Annotated in this window: 14 protein-coding genes; 1 reads left to right on the plus strand and 13 read right to left on the minus strand. The window is 60.0% G+C overall.

The features are described from left to right. Positions 1–57: 57 nt before the first annotated feature. The 7 genes from Q4Q11_RS16610 to Q4Q11_RS16640 all read right to left on the minus strand — a co-directional run bounded on the left by Q4Q11_RS16610 (position 58) and on the right by Q4Q11_RS16640 (position 7,201). Positions 58–1,410 carry a bifunctional folylpolyglutamate synthase/dihydrofolate synthase gene (locus Q4Q11_RS16610; RefSeq protein WP_498570172.1) on the minus strand — a complete coding sequence of 451 codons (1,353 nt, stop codon included), beginning with the start codon at positions 1,408–1,410 and terminating at the stop codon, positions 58–60. 32 nt (positions 1,411–1,442) lie between these two features. Continuing rightward, positions 1,443–2,354: an acetyl-CoA carboxylase, carboxyltransferase subunit beta gene (gene accD / locus Q4Q11_RS16615; protein ID WP_112505216.1), complete on the minus strand. Its 912-nt coding sequence runs from the start codon at positions 2,352–2,354 to the stop codon at positions 1,443–1,445. 110 nt (positions 2,355–2,464) lie between these two features. Further along, positions 2,465–3,304, minus strand: a complete 840-nt coding sequence (trpA, locus tag Q4Q11_RS16620) for a tryptophan synthase subunit alpha (RefSeq protein WP_112505213.1) — start codon at positions 3,302–3,304, stop codon at positions 2,465–2,467. A 10-nt stretch (positions 3,305–3,314) separates the two neighbouring features. Further along, entirely contained in the window at positions 3,315–4,529 is a 1,215-nt protein-coding gene (gene trpB / locus Q4Q11_RS16625; protein ID WP_113223164.1) for a tryptophan synthase subunit beta, read from the minus strand. After that, entirely contained in the window at positions 4,526–5,200 is a 675-nt protein-coding gene (locus Q4Q11_RS16630) for a phosphoribosylanthranilate isomerase (RefSeq protein WP_112505208.1), read from the minus strand. The genes trpB and Q4Q11_RS16630 overlap by 4 nt, the downstream gene beginning before the upstream one ends. A gap of 111 nt (positions 5,201–5,311) precedes the next feature. Then, entirely contained in the window at positions 5,312–6,313 is a 1,002-nt protein-coding gene (locus Q4Q11_RS16635; protein WP_498570173.1) for an NADP-dependent oxidoreductase, read from the minus strand. Positions 6,314–6,385: 72 nt separating this feature from the next. After that, a complete protein-coding gene (locus tag Q4Q11_RS16640) occupies positions 6,386–7,201 on the minus strand; it encodes an oxidoreductase (RefSeq protein WP_113336644.1) in 816 nt (271 codons plus the stop codon). 89 nt (positions 7,202–7,290) lie between these two features. Here Q4Q11_RS16640 and Q4Q11_RS16645 point away from each other — a divergent pair, with 89 nt between their 5' ends. Further along, positions 7,291–7,722 carry a winged helix-turn-helix transcriptional regulator gene (locus Q4Q11_RS16645; RefSeq protein WP_113213350.1) on the plus strand — a complete coding sequence of 144 codons (432 nt, stop codon included), beginning with the start codon at positions 7,291–7,293 and terminating at the stop codon, positions 7,720–7,722. 67 nt (positions 7,723–7,789) lie between these two features. On the opposite strand, the gene Q4Q11_RS16650 is transcribed toward Q4Q11_RS16645, so the two are convergent. The 6 genes from Q4Q11_RS16650 to Q4Q11_RS16675 all read right to left on the minus strand — a co-directional run. Further along, positions 7,790–8,551, minus strand: coding sequence for a M48 family metallopeptidase (locus Q4Q11_RS16650; protein ID WP_498570174.1), 762 nt, complete (start codon positions 8,549–8,551; stop codon positions 7,790–7,792). Between the two features lie 202 nt (positions 8,552–8,753). Further along, positions 8,754–9,194 (minus strand): DUF2852 domain-containing protein, encoded by a 441-nt coding sequence (locus Q4Q11_RS16655; RefSeq protein ID WP_112505194.1) that lies wholly within the window; start codon positions 9,192–9,194, stop codon positions 8,754–8,756. A gap of 257 nt (positions 9,195–9,451) precedes the next feature. Next, entirely contained in the window at positions 9,452–10,729 is a 1,278-nt protein-coding gene (locus Q4Q11_RS16660) for a polyhydroxyalkanoate depolymerase (RefSeq protein ID WP_113213353.1), read from the minus strand. Positions 10,730–11,026: 297 nt separating this feature from the next. Continuing rightward, positions 11,027–11,869: a fumarylacetoacetate hydrolase family protein gene (locus Q4Q11_RS16665; protein ID WP_112505189.1), complete on the minus strand. Its 843-nt coding sequence runs from the start codon at positions 11,867–11,869 to the stop codon at positions 11,027–11,029. A gap of 149 nt (positions 11,870–12,018) precedes the next feature. Beyond that, positions 12,019–13,437, minus strand: coding sequence for a pyridoxal phosphate-dependent decarboxylase family protein (locus Q4Q11_RS16670; protein ID WP_498570175.1), 1,419 nt, complete (start codon positions 13,435–13,437; stop codon positions 12,019–12,021). A 64-nt stretch (positions 13,438–13,501) separates the two neighbouring features. Beyond that, positions 13,502–14,030: glutathione S-transferase C-terminal domain-containing protein (locus Q4Q11_RS16675; protein ID WP_498570176.1), on the minus strand; the 529-nt coding region annotated here is incomplete at its 5' end.

The raw sequence follows: 14,030 nt of genomic DNA on the forward strand, positions 1-14,030 counted from the left end.
AGGAGGCCTAAAGAGCCGTCTCGAACTACGAGGGCATGTGGGGAGTAACCGCCGTAATCACCGCGGCGGCGTACCGTTGTCCGCAAGGACATCGCCGACCAGATAAAGCGAACCGCCGATCAGGATGCGCGGCGCTGGCGAGTTCGGTACTGCGGCGGCCTTGATCGCATCCAGCGCCTCAACGACATCAGACATAGGCTCGGCGACAAGACCGGCATCATAGGCGGCATTGGCCAGGATGACCGGATCGACCATGGCTTCGCTGCCCCGGATCGGCACGCAATAGACTTTCTCCGCAAGACCGGCAAAGGCCCTGAAGTATCCCACGGGGTCCTTGGTGTTGATCATGCCGATAATCAGGAACAGCGGCCGCGGCTGACGCTCCTCGAAATTCGCCATTGCCTCGGCAATGACTTCGCCGGCGCCCGGATTGTGGCCGCCATCGACCCAGATTTCGGCGCGCTCGGGGGCGTGCGGCACGAGATCGCCTTCCGTCAACCGCTGCAGGCGTCCCGGCCACTCAACCGACGTCATCGCCTTTTCCATCATGGTTTCGGTGACGGCGAAGCCGGCGGCCTTGACCGCACGGATGGCGGCGGCGGCATTGCCATATTGATGGCGCCCCGGCAGGCGCGGCAGCGGCAGATCGGCCAAACCGAACTCGTCCTGATAGACCAGCTTGCCATATTCCTCGTGAGCGGAGAAATCCTGACCGAAGACGGCAGTCGGGCAACGAAGCCGCTCGGCCGTCGATATCAGCACTTCGAGCGCCGCGTCATAGTCCTGATGGCCGATAACGACCGGGCGGCCAGCTTTCATGATGCCGGCCTTTTCGGCAGCGATCAGCTCGACCCGATCGCCGAGATAGGGCTGGTGATCGAGCGAAATCGGCATGATGACGGAGACAGCCGGGTCCGACATGACATTGGTGGCATCGAACCGGCCGCCCAGGCCGACCTCGATAACAGCCGCATCGGCCGGATGCTCGGCGAAAAGGAGGAAGGTCGCCGCCGTCAGGATCTCGAAAACGGTGATCTTCTGCCCGTCATTCGCCTTGGCGATGCGCCTCAGCACATCGGCGAATACGGCATCACCGACGAGCTTGCCACGGCCGCCCTTGACGCCGATGCGATAGCGCTCATGCCAGTTGACGAGATGCGGCGAGGTATGGACGTGCACGCCATAGCCGCCGGCTTCAAGCAGCGCACGGCAAAATGCCGTCACCGACCCCTTGCCATTGGTGCCGGCGACATGGATCACCGGCGGCAATTTCCTGTGAGGATTGCCGAGGGCATCGAGCAGCCTGGTTATTCTCTCCAGAGAAAGATCGAGACCCTTGGGATGCAAGCCCATGAGCTTCTCGATCTCGCGTGCTGCCTCGCTCATTGCGGACTGATCCATAGACGTCATCCCGCACCTCCGCCTGTCGGCAATCGATGATGTCAGGCGCTCGCCGCCACCGGCAGTGCAGCGCCGTTCTTGCTCTTGGCCGACACATCGTTTGCCGGCGCCTTTGTCAGGATCTTCAGAAGCGTTGCCAGAGTGTCAGGGATGTCGTGGCGCTTGACCACCATGTCCACCATACCGTGCTCCAGCAGATATTCCGAGGTCTGGAAGCCCTCGGGAAGCTTTTCGCGCAGCGTCTGCTCGATCACGCGCTTGCCGGCAAAGCCGATTTCGGCGCCGGGTTCCGCGAGATGAATGTCGCCCAGCATGGCATAAGAAGCTGTGACGCCGCCGGTCGTCGGATTGGTCAAAACCACGACATAGGGCTGGCCTGCTTCCTTCAGCATGTCGACGGCAACCGTCGTGCGCGGCAGCTGCATCAGCGACAGAATGCCTTCCTGCATGCGGGCGCCGCCCGAAGCCGGGAACATGACCAGCGGGCACTTTTCGGCGATGGCGCGCTCGAAAGCCTTCACGATGGCTTCGCCGGCAGCCATCCCGAGCGAACCGCCGATGAAGTTGAATTCATGCACGACGGCTACAAGCTTCAGGCCGCGAACCTTGCCGAGGCCGGAAAGGATCGTATCCTCCTGCTCGGTCTTCAAGCGGCTGTCCTTGAGGCGGTCGGTGTATTTCTTCGAGTCGCGGAACTTCAGCGGGTCCTGCGCCACCCTCGGCTGCGGCAGGGCTTCGTATTCGCCATTGTCGAAGAGATCGGCAAGGCGGGCTTTGGCCGGCATCTTCATGTGGAAACCGGACGCGGGGATGACCCACTTGTTCTCTTCCAGATCCTTGTGGAAGACCATTTCGCCCGTTTCCGGGCACTTGATCCAGAGATTCTCCGGAACCTCGCGACGGCCCAGCATGGAATTGATCCGCGGGCGGACGTAGTTCGTGATCCAGTTCAATTCGAAACTCCTAATCGACCGAATGTATCGATATCCCAGTCGTCACCAAATGCCCATAGGGCTTTTCCCTCAATCCGCAGGGGATTGGGGGAGAGGCCTATATGGGGAAACTATTCGGCGGCAACAAGGCGGGCGGAACGAGTGCCTGTCGACAGACCGCGCACCAGGGTCGCAACAGCCTGGATGGTATCGGCGGTCGCCTTGCCATCCTTATTGAGGCTGGTAGCGATCTGGTTGACGATGGCGGTGCCGACGACGACGCCGTCAGCGGCAGCGCCGATGAGCTTGGCATGCTCGGCCGTCTTGACGCCAAAGCCGACGCAGACGGGCAGTTCGGTGTGCTGCTTGATGCGCTTGACGGCGCCCGAAACCAGCGACGGATCCGGCAGGGCCGAGCCGGTGATGCCGTTCATCGAGACGTAATAGACGAAGCCGGTCGTGTTCTTCAGAACGGTCGGCAGGCGCTTGTCGTCGGTGGTCGGCGTCGCCAGGCGGATGAAGTTGATGCCCTTGCGGATCGCCGGAATGCAAAGTTCGTCATCCATTTCCGGCGGCAGGTCGACGACGATCAGGCCGTCGATACCGGCGGCGATCGCGTCGTCGAGGAACTTTTCGACGCCGTAGATGTAGATCGGATTGTAATAGCCCATCATCACGATCGGCGTATCGGCATCGACTTTCCGGAAATCGGCGGCGAGCTGCAGCGTCTTCTTCAGCGTCTGGCCGGCCTTCAAGGCGCGCTGGCCGGCAAGCTGGATCGCCGGGCCGTCGGCCATAGGGTCGGAGAAGGGCATGCCGAGTTCGATGACATCGGCGCCGGCTTCCGGCAGTGCCTTCATGATGCCGAGCGAGGTCTCGTAATCGGGATCGCCGCCCATGAAATAGGTGACGAGTGCCGGGCGGCCTTCAGCCTTCAAAGCGGCGAAGCGTTTGTCCATACGTGCGGTCATGGCGTCTAACTCACATTCCCAGAATCTTGCCGACGGTGAAGATGTCCTTGTCGCCGCGGCCGGAGAGGTTCATCAGGATGATCTCGTCCTTGCCCATCTTCGGGGCGCGCTTGATGACTTCGGCGAGCGCATGGCTCGGCTCCAGCGCCGGGATGATGCCTTCGAGGCGCGTCAGCATCTGGAAGGCTTCCAGCGCTTCATGGTCCATGATCGGCACATATTCGGCGCGGCCGATATCGTTCAGCCAGGAATGTTCCGGGCCGATGCCGGGATAATCGAGGCCGGCCGAGATGGAATGGCCTTCCTTGATCTGGCCGTCGCCGTCCTGCAGCAGGTAGGTGCGGTTGCCATGCAGCACGCCCGGCGAGCCGGCGGTGATGGAAGCACAATGCTCGTCGCCCTGCAGCCCCTTGCCGCCGGCTTCGACGCCGACGATCTTGACGCCTTCGTCATCGAGGAAGGGATGGAAGATGCCGATGGCATTCGAGCCGCCGCCGACGGCCGCAATGACGAGATCCGGCAGCCGGCCTTCGGCCTCCAGAATCTGCGCGCGGGCCTCGGTGCCGATCACGGCCTGGAAATCGCGGACCATTTCCGGATAGGGATGCGGACCGGCAGCCGTACCGATCAGGTAGTAGGTGTCGTCGACATTGGTGACCCAGTCGCGCAGCGCTTCGTTCATCGCGTCCTTGAGCGTACCGCTGCCGGCCGTCACCGGGATAACCTCGGCACCTAAGAGCTTCATGCGGAAGACGTTCGGCGCCTGGCGCTCGACATCGGTCGCGCCCATGTAGACGACGCAAGGCAGGCCGAAGCGGGCGGCAACGGTCGCCGACGCAACGCCATGCTGGCCGGCGCCGGTTTCGGCGATGATGCGGGTCTTGCCCATGCGCTTTGCGAGCAGGATCTGGCCGATGCAGTTGTTGATCTTGTGCGAGCCGGTGTGGTTCAGCTCTTCGCGCTTGAAATAGATTTTGGCGCCGCCAAGCTCCGCCGTCAGGCGCTCGGCGAAATAAAGCGGGCTCGGACGGCCAATATAATGCGTGCCGAGATCCTTCAGCTCCGCCTGGAAGGCCGGATCGTCCTTCGCCTTATTCCATTCCTCCTGCAGGTCCAGGATCAGCGGCATGAGCGTTTCGGCAACGAAACGGCCGCCATAAATACCGAAACGGCCGTCTTCATCGGGGCCGGAGCGGAAGGAATTGGGTTTAGGCGTCTGGTTCACTTTCTACTCCCTGCTGCCGGTTCCGGCAGGCATGCTTCTGCAAAAGCGTCGAAAAACTGGTCGATCTTGCCGAGATCCTTCACGCCCGGCGAACTCTCGAGGGCGGAGGAAAGATCGATGCCGCTGGCCTTGGTGGAAGCAAGCGCCTCGGCGACGTTGTCCTTGTTGACGCCGCCCGACAGCATGTAATCCACGCGATCGTCGAGCCAGCTCATCAGGCTCCAATCGAAGGATACGCCGTTTCCGCCCGGCAGCACAGAGCCGGCCGGCGGCTTGGCATCGAAGAGGAAACGGTCGGCAATGCCGATATAGGATTCGACCCGCTTCAGATCGTCCGCATCGCGCACCGACATGGCTTTCATGACCGGTACGTTGTGGACCGCCTTGATGGTCAGCACACGCTCCGGACTTTCGTTGCCATGAAGCTGCAGCATATCCGGCTTCACCAGCGCCATGATCTCATCGAGATCGTCATTCGTCGGATCGACCGTGACGGCAACGACCTGCGCCTTGCCGCGGGCACGCTCGGCGAGCGCGCCGGCGAGATCAGGCTCGATATAGCGCGGGCTCTTTTCGAAGAAGATAAAGCCAATATGGGTGGCGCCGCGCTCCAGAGCACGATCCACCGCTTCCGGCGTCTTCAGACCACAAATTTTGACATCGGGGTTCATGGCAGCGGAGTGACACGAAAATTCGAAAGAGTCGAGCCTAAAGGCGACGGTCAGGAGCGGTTTTTCGGCCCCTGACACACGCAAAGGCCCTTCGAAACAACAGTCCGTGCTCTATTTCACGGCAATCACGACCTTACCCTTGGCGCGACCGGTCTCGACATAGGCCAGCGCCTCATTCGCGCTCTGGAACGGAAAGACCCGATCAACGACGGCTCTTATGGCTCCTGCCTCTATCAATGAGGTGATCTTGCCGAGTTGTCCGCCGTTCGCGGTCATGAAGTGAAACGAATAGCTGACGCCGTGGCGTTTTGATTTTCTCCGAATACCAGAGCTCAGAAGCCCCATGAGCTGCTGAAACAACCATCCGGAGCCATTTTGCCTGGCAAATGCAGCATCCGGCGGACCGGAAATCGAGAAGAGTTTTCCACCCGGCTTCAGGACGCGAAGCGATTTCTCAAGCGTTTCCTTGCCAAGGCTGTTCAGAACAACATCATATCCCTGCAGGACGTTTCCGAAGTCGTCCTTCTTGTAGTCCACCGCGACATCGGCTCCAAGACTTTTGACGAGATCGATATTGGCTGTGCTCGTCGTCGTCGCCACATATGCCCCGATATGTTTGGCGAGCTGAATGGCAATTGCACCGACGCCGCCGGAACCGGCGTGGATAAGAACCTTCTGTCCCTTCTTCAAGTTCGCCCGTTCGACAAGCACCTGCCAGGCAGTCAACGCGACCAGCGGCAGTGACGCCGCCTCTTCCATCGTCAGATTCTTGGGCTTCATCGCCACGTCGGCCTCGTTCATTGCAATGAACTCCGCGAAGGTTCCGATACGATCTTGAGCCGGACGCGCATAGACTTCGTCACCTGGCTTGAAGCCACGGACACGGGAGCCGACCCGGACGACGACGCCCGCGACATCATTGCCGAGGATGAGCGGAAGGCGATAAGGCAGGATGAGCTTGAACTCGCCATCTCTGATTTTGGCATCAAGAGGGTTCACGCTGGCGGCATGTATCTCCACCATAACATCATTCTCTCGCAACTCCGGCACCGGGCTATCACCAGACCGAAGAGCGCCACCTTTCGCATAGCGATCGATCAGAAATGCTTTCATAGGGCTGACTTTCGTTTCCAGGATAGTGAATTGCCGGGCATCGAAGACGCCAGCATCCGGCAATGGAGACTATCAGGCGGGAAGCCCATTGAATTTGCGCAAGTTTTTGTCGACGAACGCTTCCGGGAGAAAACGGCGTATGAAGCGAACCTGCTTTGCCATCCTGCCCGCGGTGTAGCGCCTCTTGGGTGATGCGGCGTTGGCGGCGGCGACCACCATATCGGCGACCACCTCCGGCGCGTCGCCTCTCTCGACGATCTCACGCATCAGCTTTTCCGCATTGGCGCGAGCTTTATCGTACGGAGGGAGGGGTCGATCCGGCCGCGTGATGTTCTCTTCGAAGGCGGTGCGGGTAACACCCGGTTCTACGAGGACGACGCGTATGCCTTGCGTACGGACTTCATGGTCGAGGGATTCGGAATATCCCTCTAGGGCATGTTTGGTCGATGCATAGAGCGCATTATAGGGCGCAGGAATCAACCCAAGGATGGAGCTGATATTGATGATTCTGCCTTTTCTCTGCCGTCTCATTGCGGGCAGGACTGCGTTCGTCATGCGCAGAACGCCGAAGACATTGACATCGAAAAGTGCTCTCGCCTGTCCCGCTGAGGATTCCTCGGCGCCGCCAAGCAATCCAATTCCTGCATTGTTGACAAGCAGATCGATCCTTCCCGCGCGGACCATTATCTCATCGACTGCCGTCTGCACGGATTCATCATCCGTGACATCACAGACCAGCATTGAAATGCCATCAGGAGCGTCGGCCATTGGTTTCCGGCTGGTTCCAAATACTTTATATCCCACGCGCCGTAGCGCCTGCGCAGTCACTCGCCCAATACCGGAAGAGGCGCCCGTGACCAGGGCGACGCCGCGTTCTGTCTTGCTCATCGGTCTCCGCTTTCATTTTCACGTGGAACATCGATGAATATTCCGTTACTATCAAATTAGTAGTAAGTCACTATCAAAACGATATCGACATGAATAATCTTTCGAACCAGCCATGTCTGATCGCCCGCAGCCTCGCGTTGGTGGGCGATGCGTGGAGCATGCTGATCATGCGGGATGCCCATGCAGGGCTCACCCGCTTCGACGAGTTTCGCAAGAGCCTCGGCATCGCGCCGACGATGCTGACCGCTCGACTAGCCGCGCTTACGGAAGATGGCCTGCTGGTGAAACGCCGCTACTCCGAGCGGCCTCCGCGCGATGAATACGTGCTGACTGCAGCCGGGCAGGACTTTCTGCCGGTTTTGTTTGCGATTGGCGCATGGGGGCGAAAGCATCGCTCGAGCGACGGCGTGACCCGGTTCTTTGACGCTGAAACTGGTAGCGAAATCGACCCCATTACCATTGACCGTGCGACCGGCGCCCCGATCGGAACACGTCCCATCCGCATCGTCGCACCTGAATGAACTGTTCCGTGTGCGAGGGCGAAGGCCGTAATTGGGTAACGTGCCTCTGTCGGCTCAAGCAGCCTGCTCAATCAAAATCGATCGCATGCAGCTGGCTGCCGTGGCGTTTCAGCCAGGTCTTGGCCTCGTCCATGTCGGGGCAGAGCTTGCGGCAGAGCGCCCAGAAACGCGGGCCGTGGTTCATTTCGCGGAGATGCGCGACTTCGTGTGCGGCAAGGTAATCGATGACCAAGGGCGGCGCCATGACGATGCGCCAGGAAAAGCTCAGGTTCCCTTGCGAGGAGCAGGAGCCCCAGCGGCTGCGGGTATCCTTCATGGTGATGGAGGTGACAGTCGCGCGGATGGCCTTGGCATGCACCGCCACATATCTCTCCAGATCGGCGCGCGCCTCCTTCTTGAGGAAGGTGGCGATGCGGCGGCCGGCATGTTCCGGCATGCCGCTGACACGCAGCACCGGCATGCCCTCGACAACGATCGCTTCGGTCAGGCCGCGCAGCGTTCCTGTATGCTCGATCCGGTGGCGTACGCCGCGCAGCAGGATTTCGCTGCCGCCGCGCAGGCTGTTGTCGGCCGTGAATTTCGCGAGCTTCGTCATAAGCCAGCCCTGATGCCGGTCGAGGAAGGCATTGACCTCGCGGGCGGACAGGCCGCGCGGAATGGTCATCTTCAGCGAACGCCCGCCGGGCTCGATCCGGAGCGTGATGCGGGTCGCCCGCTCGTGCTGTCGGATCGTCAGCGGCATCAGCCGGCCCGCGACATCGAGGGTGCGCGTTTCCGGCGCGGCCAACTTGGCTTGCGGTTTGCGGGATCTGGAAAGCAGCGGAAACATGAAGGCAGTTTTATATGATTCGCCAAAGCGCGTCGCAATCTTTCAGAATCGCTCCTTGCGCTTTGGTCTTTGATTTGCGCATGTCGTTATAGCAAGACCGCTGCGCACTTTTGCGCGACCTGCCTTGCGGATTCTGGCAAAGAAAAACCGGCATCTGATCATGCCGGTTTCGACCATATGATGCAGCTGCTCTCACAGCCGATCACGGAGTCTGGAATTCGGTCGGCGAGCCGCCATTGTCGTTGCGCTTGACGCTGTTGCGCTCGCGCATGAAGCGGTCGAACTCTTCCTGATCCTTGGCGCGGCGCAGTTCGCGGACATAAGTGTCGAACTCGGCGCGCATCTCGTCAAGCTTGCGGCGCTCCTCTTCGAGGCGCTCAAGCTCGGCCTTGCGCCAGTCGTCGAAGGCGACGTTGCCGGTGGAGGAGAAGGAATGGCGATGACGATTGCGATGACGTCCGCAGCCAGCAAACATGCCGTCGGTCCTTTCATTCACATCCCGTTTGAATTCCCGCAGTCGTTCTCCGAAGAGAATATAGGCGAGCATGGCGAAGCCCAGCGGCCAGAAGACCACGAAGCCTAGTACCATCAGAGCAATAGTAGCCGGAGTCCAATCCGGGCGAAGCAATGCAGATTGGTTCATTGTCAGGTATCCTCGCACGGCGCATCGCCCTCCGACCGATACCGATCGATGGAAAGGTTTCTGCGCGGTTTTTAAAGCTCTACCTGCATCTCAGCGCGTTCCAAGGACGCGCGGCGCGGTAAACGGCCCGATCTCTGCGGTACCGCTGGAATCGAGATGGTAACCTCTTCGTGAGGCTTCAATGGGACGCTCAGGCGGAATCGGATAAATATTTGAATCCACCCATATAATTCAACAAAAGCTAATTATTCGCAATCTCAGGCGGATTTGCCGCCCTTGATGACCCGCTTGACGACCGGCTGGCCGGCGCGGGCATGTTCGCGGGTAAAGGCCAGAATGCGCGGCGCGATCTCGCGGCGGAAGCGCGAGCCGTTGAAGACGCCGTAATGGCCAACATCCGGCTGGAGATAATGCATGCGCATGTGGTCAGGGATATTGGTGCAGATGGTCTGCGCCGCATGCGTCTGGCCGACGCCTGAAATATCGTCGTTCTCGCCCTCGACGGTCAAAAGCGCGATGTTGCGGATGGCGGATGGATCGACGCGCTGGCCGCGATGCATGAGTTCGCCCTTGGGCAGCGCATGCTTGATGAAAACCTGATCGACGGTCTGCAGATAGAATTCCGCCGTCAGATCCATGACAGCCAGATATTCGTCATAGAAATCGCGGTGCTTTTCGGCCGGCTCGCCGTCATTCTTGACGAGATGAACGAAGAAATCCTTGTGGGCGATCATGTGCCGGTCGAGGTTCATCGACATGAAGCCGGAAAGCTGCAGGAAGCCGGGATAGACGGGTCGCATGAAGCCCGGCTGCGGCCAGGGCACGTTCATAACGACGTTGTCGGCAAACCATTCCAGCGGCTTGTCCTTGGCGAGCTGGTTGACGGCGGTCGGATTGATGCGGGTATCGATCGGGCCGCCCATCAGCGTCATGGATGAGGGCGCCAGGCGATCGCCCGCCGCTTCCATGACGGCAGCGGCCGCGAGCACTGGCACCGAAGGCTGGCAGACGGCGACGACATGCGTGTCCGGCCCGAGATGGTGCAGCATCTCGATGACGTAATCGATATAGTCTTCCAGATCGAAGGTGCCTTCGGTCATCGGCACCATGCGGGCATCGATCCAATCGGTGATGTAGACGTCGGCGCCCGGCAGCAGCGCCTCCACCGTGCCGCGCAGCAGCGTCGCATAGTGGCCCGACATCGGTGCAACGATCAGGATGCGGGGATCGACGCCATGGCCGGCGGGCAGGCTGCGCTCGAAATGGATGAGATTGCAGAAGGGCTTCTTCCAGACGATCTTTTCGTGCACCGAGACGCGTTTGTCCTCGATCCGGGTTTCAAGCAGTCCGAATTCCGGCTTGCCATAGCGCCGGGTCGTGCGCTCGAAAACCTCGAGGCTTGCCATCAATGTGCGGCCGAAAACCGTATGAGAGAAGGGATTAAGCGGGTTGGCATAGGCCAGGCGCATCATGTCTGCCGCGGCGCGAAAAGGGGCGAGAGCAGCATGATTGAGTTCATAAAACTGATAAAACATGGGGCTTTACCTTTCGTGACGCGGGTATGCGACCACGCAAATCACCTAAATCATTGAAACCTACTAGCCTTGCGTGCCGCTGTCTTCGCTGCGGCGCTCCTGCGGTCGCGCTGCGCAGCAGGACGATCGCGGCTCCTCTGTGCGCCTCATCCTTTAAGCTCATACTATCCAGCCTAGCAGTTTTTGCTGCGGAGCAACATAACCGCTGACCGTTCTTCCTAAAAAAAGTGCCGGGGAATCGCTTCCCCGGCATCAACAATGATCTCAAAAAGTTAAAGTTCCCGAGATTCGCACGCCTTACGCGTCGGCCAGGAAGGTCTGGCGCTGCGTGCCCAAGCCTTCCATCCCAAGCTCGACGACATCGCCCGGCTTCAAGTACTGCGGCGGCTTCATGCCCATGCCGACGCCGGGGGGCGTGCCGGTGGAAATGACGTCGCCGGGATGCAGCGACATGAACTGGCTGAGATAGGAGACGAGATAGGCGACGCCATAGACCATGGTCCTGGTCGAGCCGTTCTGCATCATCTTGCCGTTGACCTTGAGCCACATGCCGAGGTTCTGCGGATCGGCGATCTCGTCCTTCGTGACGAGCCAGGGGCCGATCGGGCCGAAGGTGTCGCAGGACTTGCCCTTGGTCCATTGCCCCGCGCGCTCGGTCTGGAAGGCGCGTTCGGAAACGTCGTGCGAGACGCAGTAACCGGCGACATAATCAAGCGCATCGGCTTCGCTGACATATTTCGCCGTCTTGCCGATGACGACGCCGAGCTCGACTTCCCAATCGGTCTTTTCAGATCCGCGCGGGATCAGCACGTTATCGTTCGGGCCGACGATGGCCGAGCTTGCCTTCATGAAGATGATCGGCTCCGGCGGCACGGTCGCGCCGGTTTCGGCAGCGTGGTCGGAGAAATTCAGGCCGATGCAGATGAACTTGCCGGTGCCGGCGACGCAGGCACCGAGACGGCCTTCCGGCAACTCGGGCAGGCCTTTGGGATCGAGAGCCGCGATCTTTGCCAGACCTGCGGGTGAAATGGCCTCGCCGCCGATATCGGCAACATGGGCCGAGAGATCGCGGATCTTGCCGTCGCTATCGAGAAGCGCCGGCTTTTCCTTGCCGACTTCGCCAACACGCAACAGTTTCATGGATTTTCCTTCCCTGCATTTTCAAAGAGGAGATTGTCTTTACGGCAAAATTGCTGACACCACATATGAACGAGTTATTCACCAGTGTCACCAATCGATTTCAGAGAACCTAGCACGACTCGGTCTTCCGCGCCGGAAAAACAGCTTTTCTAACCCGGGGACAATGATCGCGCGATTTCAACGATAACGCCGAAAGCGGTGTCGATATCCTCCGCTGTCGCCTCGAACTGGCCAGCCTGGAAGCGGATGACCAGCCGGCCGCCGACGCGGGTCTGCGTCAGGTAGATGCGACCGTCGTTGTTGATTGCCGTAATCAGACGCTGCGTATGCTGTTCCTGATCCACGCCCGCAGGCGCCTTATGATCGAAGGAAAATAGCGACAGGAACGGCTCGGTGACAACTTCGAAATCCGGTTCCGCCGCCAGGCGCTTCGCCAGATTCTGCGACCAGGAAACATGGTTGCGGATCATCGTGCGCAAGCCTTCCAGGCCGTGATAGCGCAGCAGGAACCAAAGCTTCAATGCGCGGAAACGGCGGCCGAGCGGCACGGACCACTCCGAATAGTTGATGATGCCGTCATGGCCATGGGTGCGGAGATATTCGGGCTGGATCGCCAGCGTGCGCACCAGCGTCTCCGGCTCGCGCACGAACTGGACGGAGCAATCGAATTGCGCACCGAGCCATTTATGCGGATTGAAGACGATGGAATCGGTCTGCTCGACACCTTGCCAAAGCGTGCGGAATTCAGTGCAGATCATCGCCGAGCCTGCCCAGGCGGCATCGACATGCACATAAAGCCCATGTGCATGCGCGACATCAACAACAGCAGCGATATCATCGCAGGCGCCGACGCTGGTGCCGCCGACACAGGCGATGACACCGGCGGGTAAAAACCCGGCCGCGCGATCGCGCTCTATGGCCGCAACGAGCGCTTTCGGGTCCATGGCCTTGCTGGGGCCGCCTGAGGGAATGCGCACCAGATTTTCCTCGCCGACGCCTGATATCCAGATGGCGCGGTCGATTGAGGTGTGAACCTGGTCGGTGGAATAGATGCGCACCGCCTTGTTTCCGGCGAGCCCCTGGCTATTGCCCTGCCAGTCCAGCGCTCTCTCGCGCATGACCAGGACGGCGGCGAGCGTTGCCGTCGAGGCGGAATCCTGGATGACGCCGGTGAAGGTTTCAGGTAGACCGAGCGCCTGGCGCAGCCAGTCGACCACTTTCGTTTCAAGCTCCGTCGCGGAAGGCGATGTCTGCCAGAGCATGCATTGGGCGGCGATGGCACTGACTAGATATTCGGCGATCACCGAAACGGGAGCGGCATTGGCCGGGAAATAAGCAAAGAAGCGCGGATGCTGCCAATGCGTCATGCCTGGAACGAGGATATCCTCGAAATCCCGGAAGATATCCTCCATGGCTTCGCCTGTTACCGGTGGGGAATCGGCAATATGCGCTGATATCTCGCCCGGCGCCATCTTTGCCCGTACCGGCCTGCCGCGAAGCGACGCGCGATAATCCGCGCCCCAATTTGCCGCCTTCTCCGACCACTGCCGGAACTCGTCCCAATTCATGACGGTCCTCCCCGATCCATCGAACGGGGCAGACCTTAGACCGCTTTTTCAAGGCGGTCGAGTATCAGAACAGCTCGTCGAGCGCTGGCCCCAGCGGCACGATGCCGGTGGGATTGAGCGTCGAAATCGAGTAGTAGCCGCGCTTGATATGATCGAAATTCACCGTTTCGGCAACACCCGGCCAATCAAGCATGCGGCGACAGAAAGACTGCAGATTGGCATAGTCCGACAATCGGCGGAGATTGCATTTGAAGAGGCCATGATAGGCGACATCGAAGCGGACAAGGGTGACGAACAGCCTGATATCGCTTTCCGTCGGATAGTCGGTAAAGAGAAAGGCGTTGCCCTCCAATTCCGTCTCGACCCGATCGAGGCAATCGAAGACCGCGTTGAAGGCCTCCTCGTAAGCGATCTGCGTCGTCGCGAAGCCGGCGCGATAGACGCCATTGTTGAGTGCCGGATAGATCCGGGCATTGAAATTGTCGATCTCTTCCCGCTTGCCGGCCGGATAAAGATCGATGTCGTTGCGGGCAAGACCGCCGAAACCGTCATTCAGCATGCGCAGGATATCGGAGGATTCATTGTTGACGATC

This window comes from Rhizobium sp. UFLA01-1127, assembly GCF_059803845.1.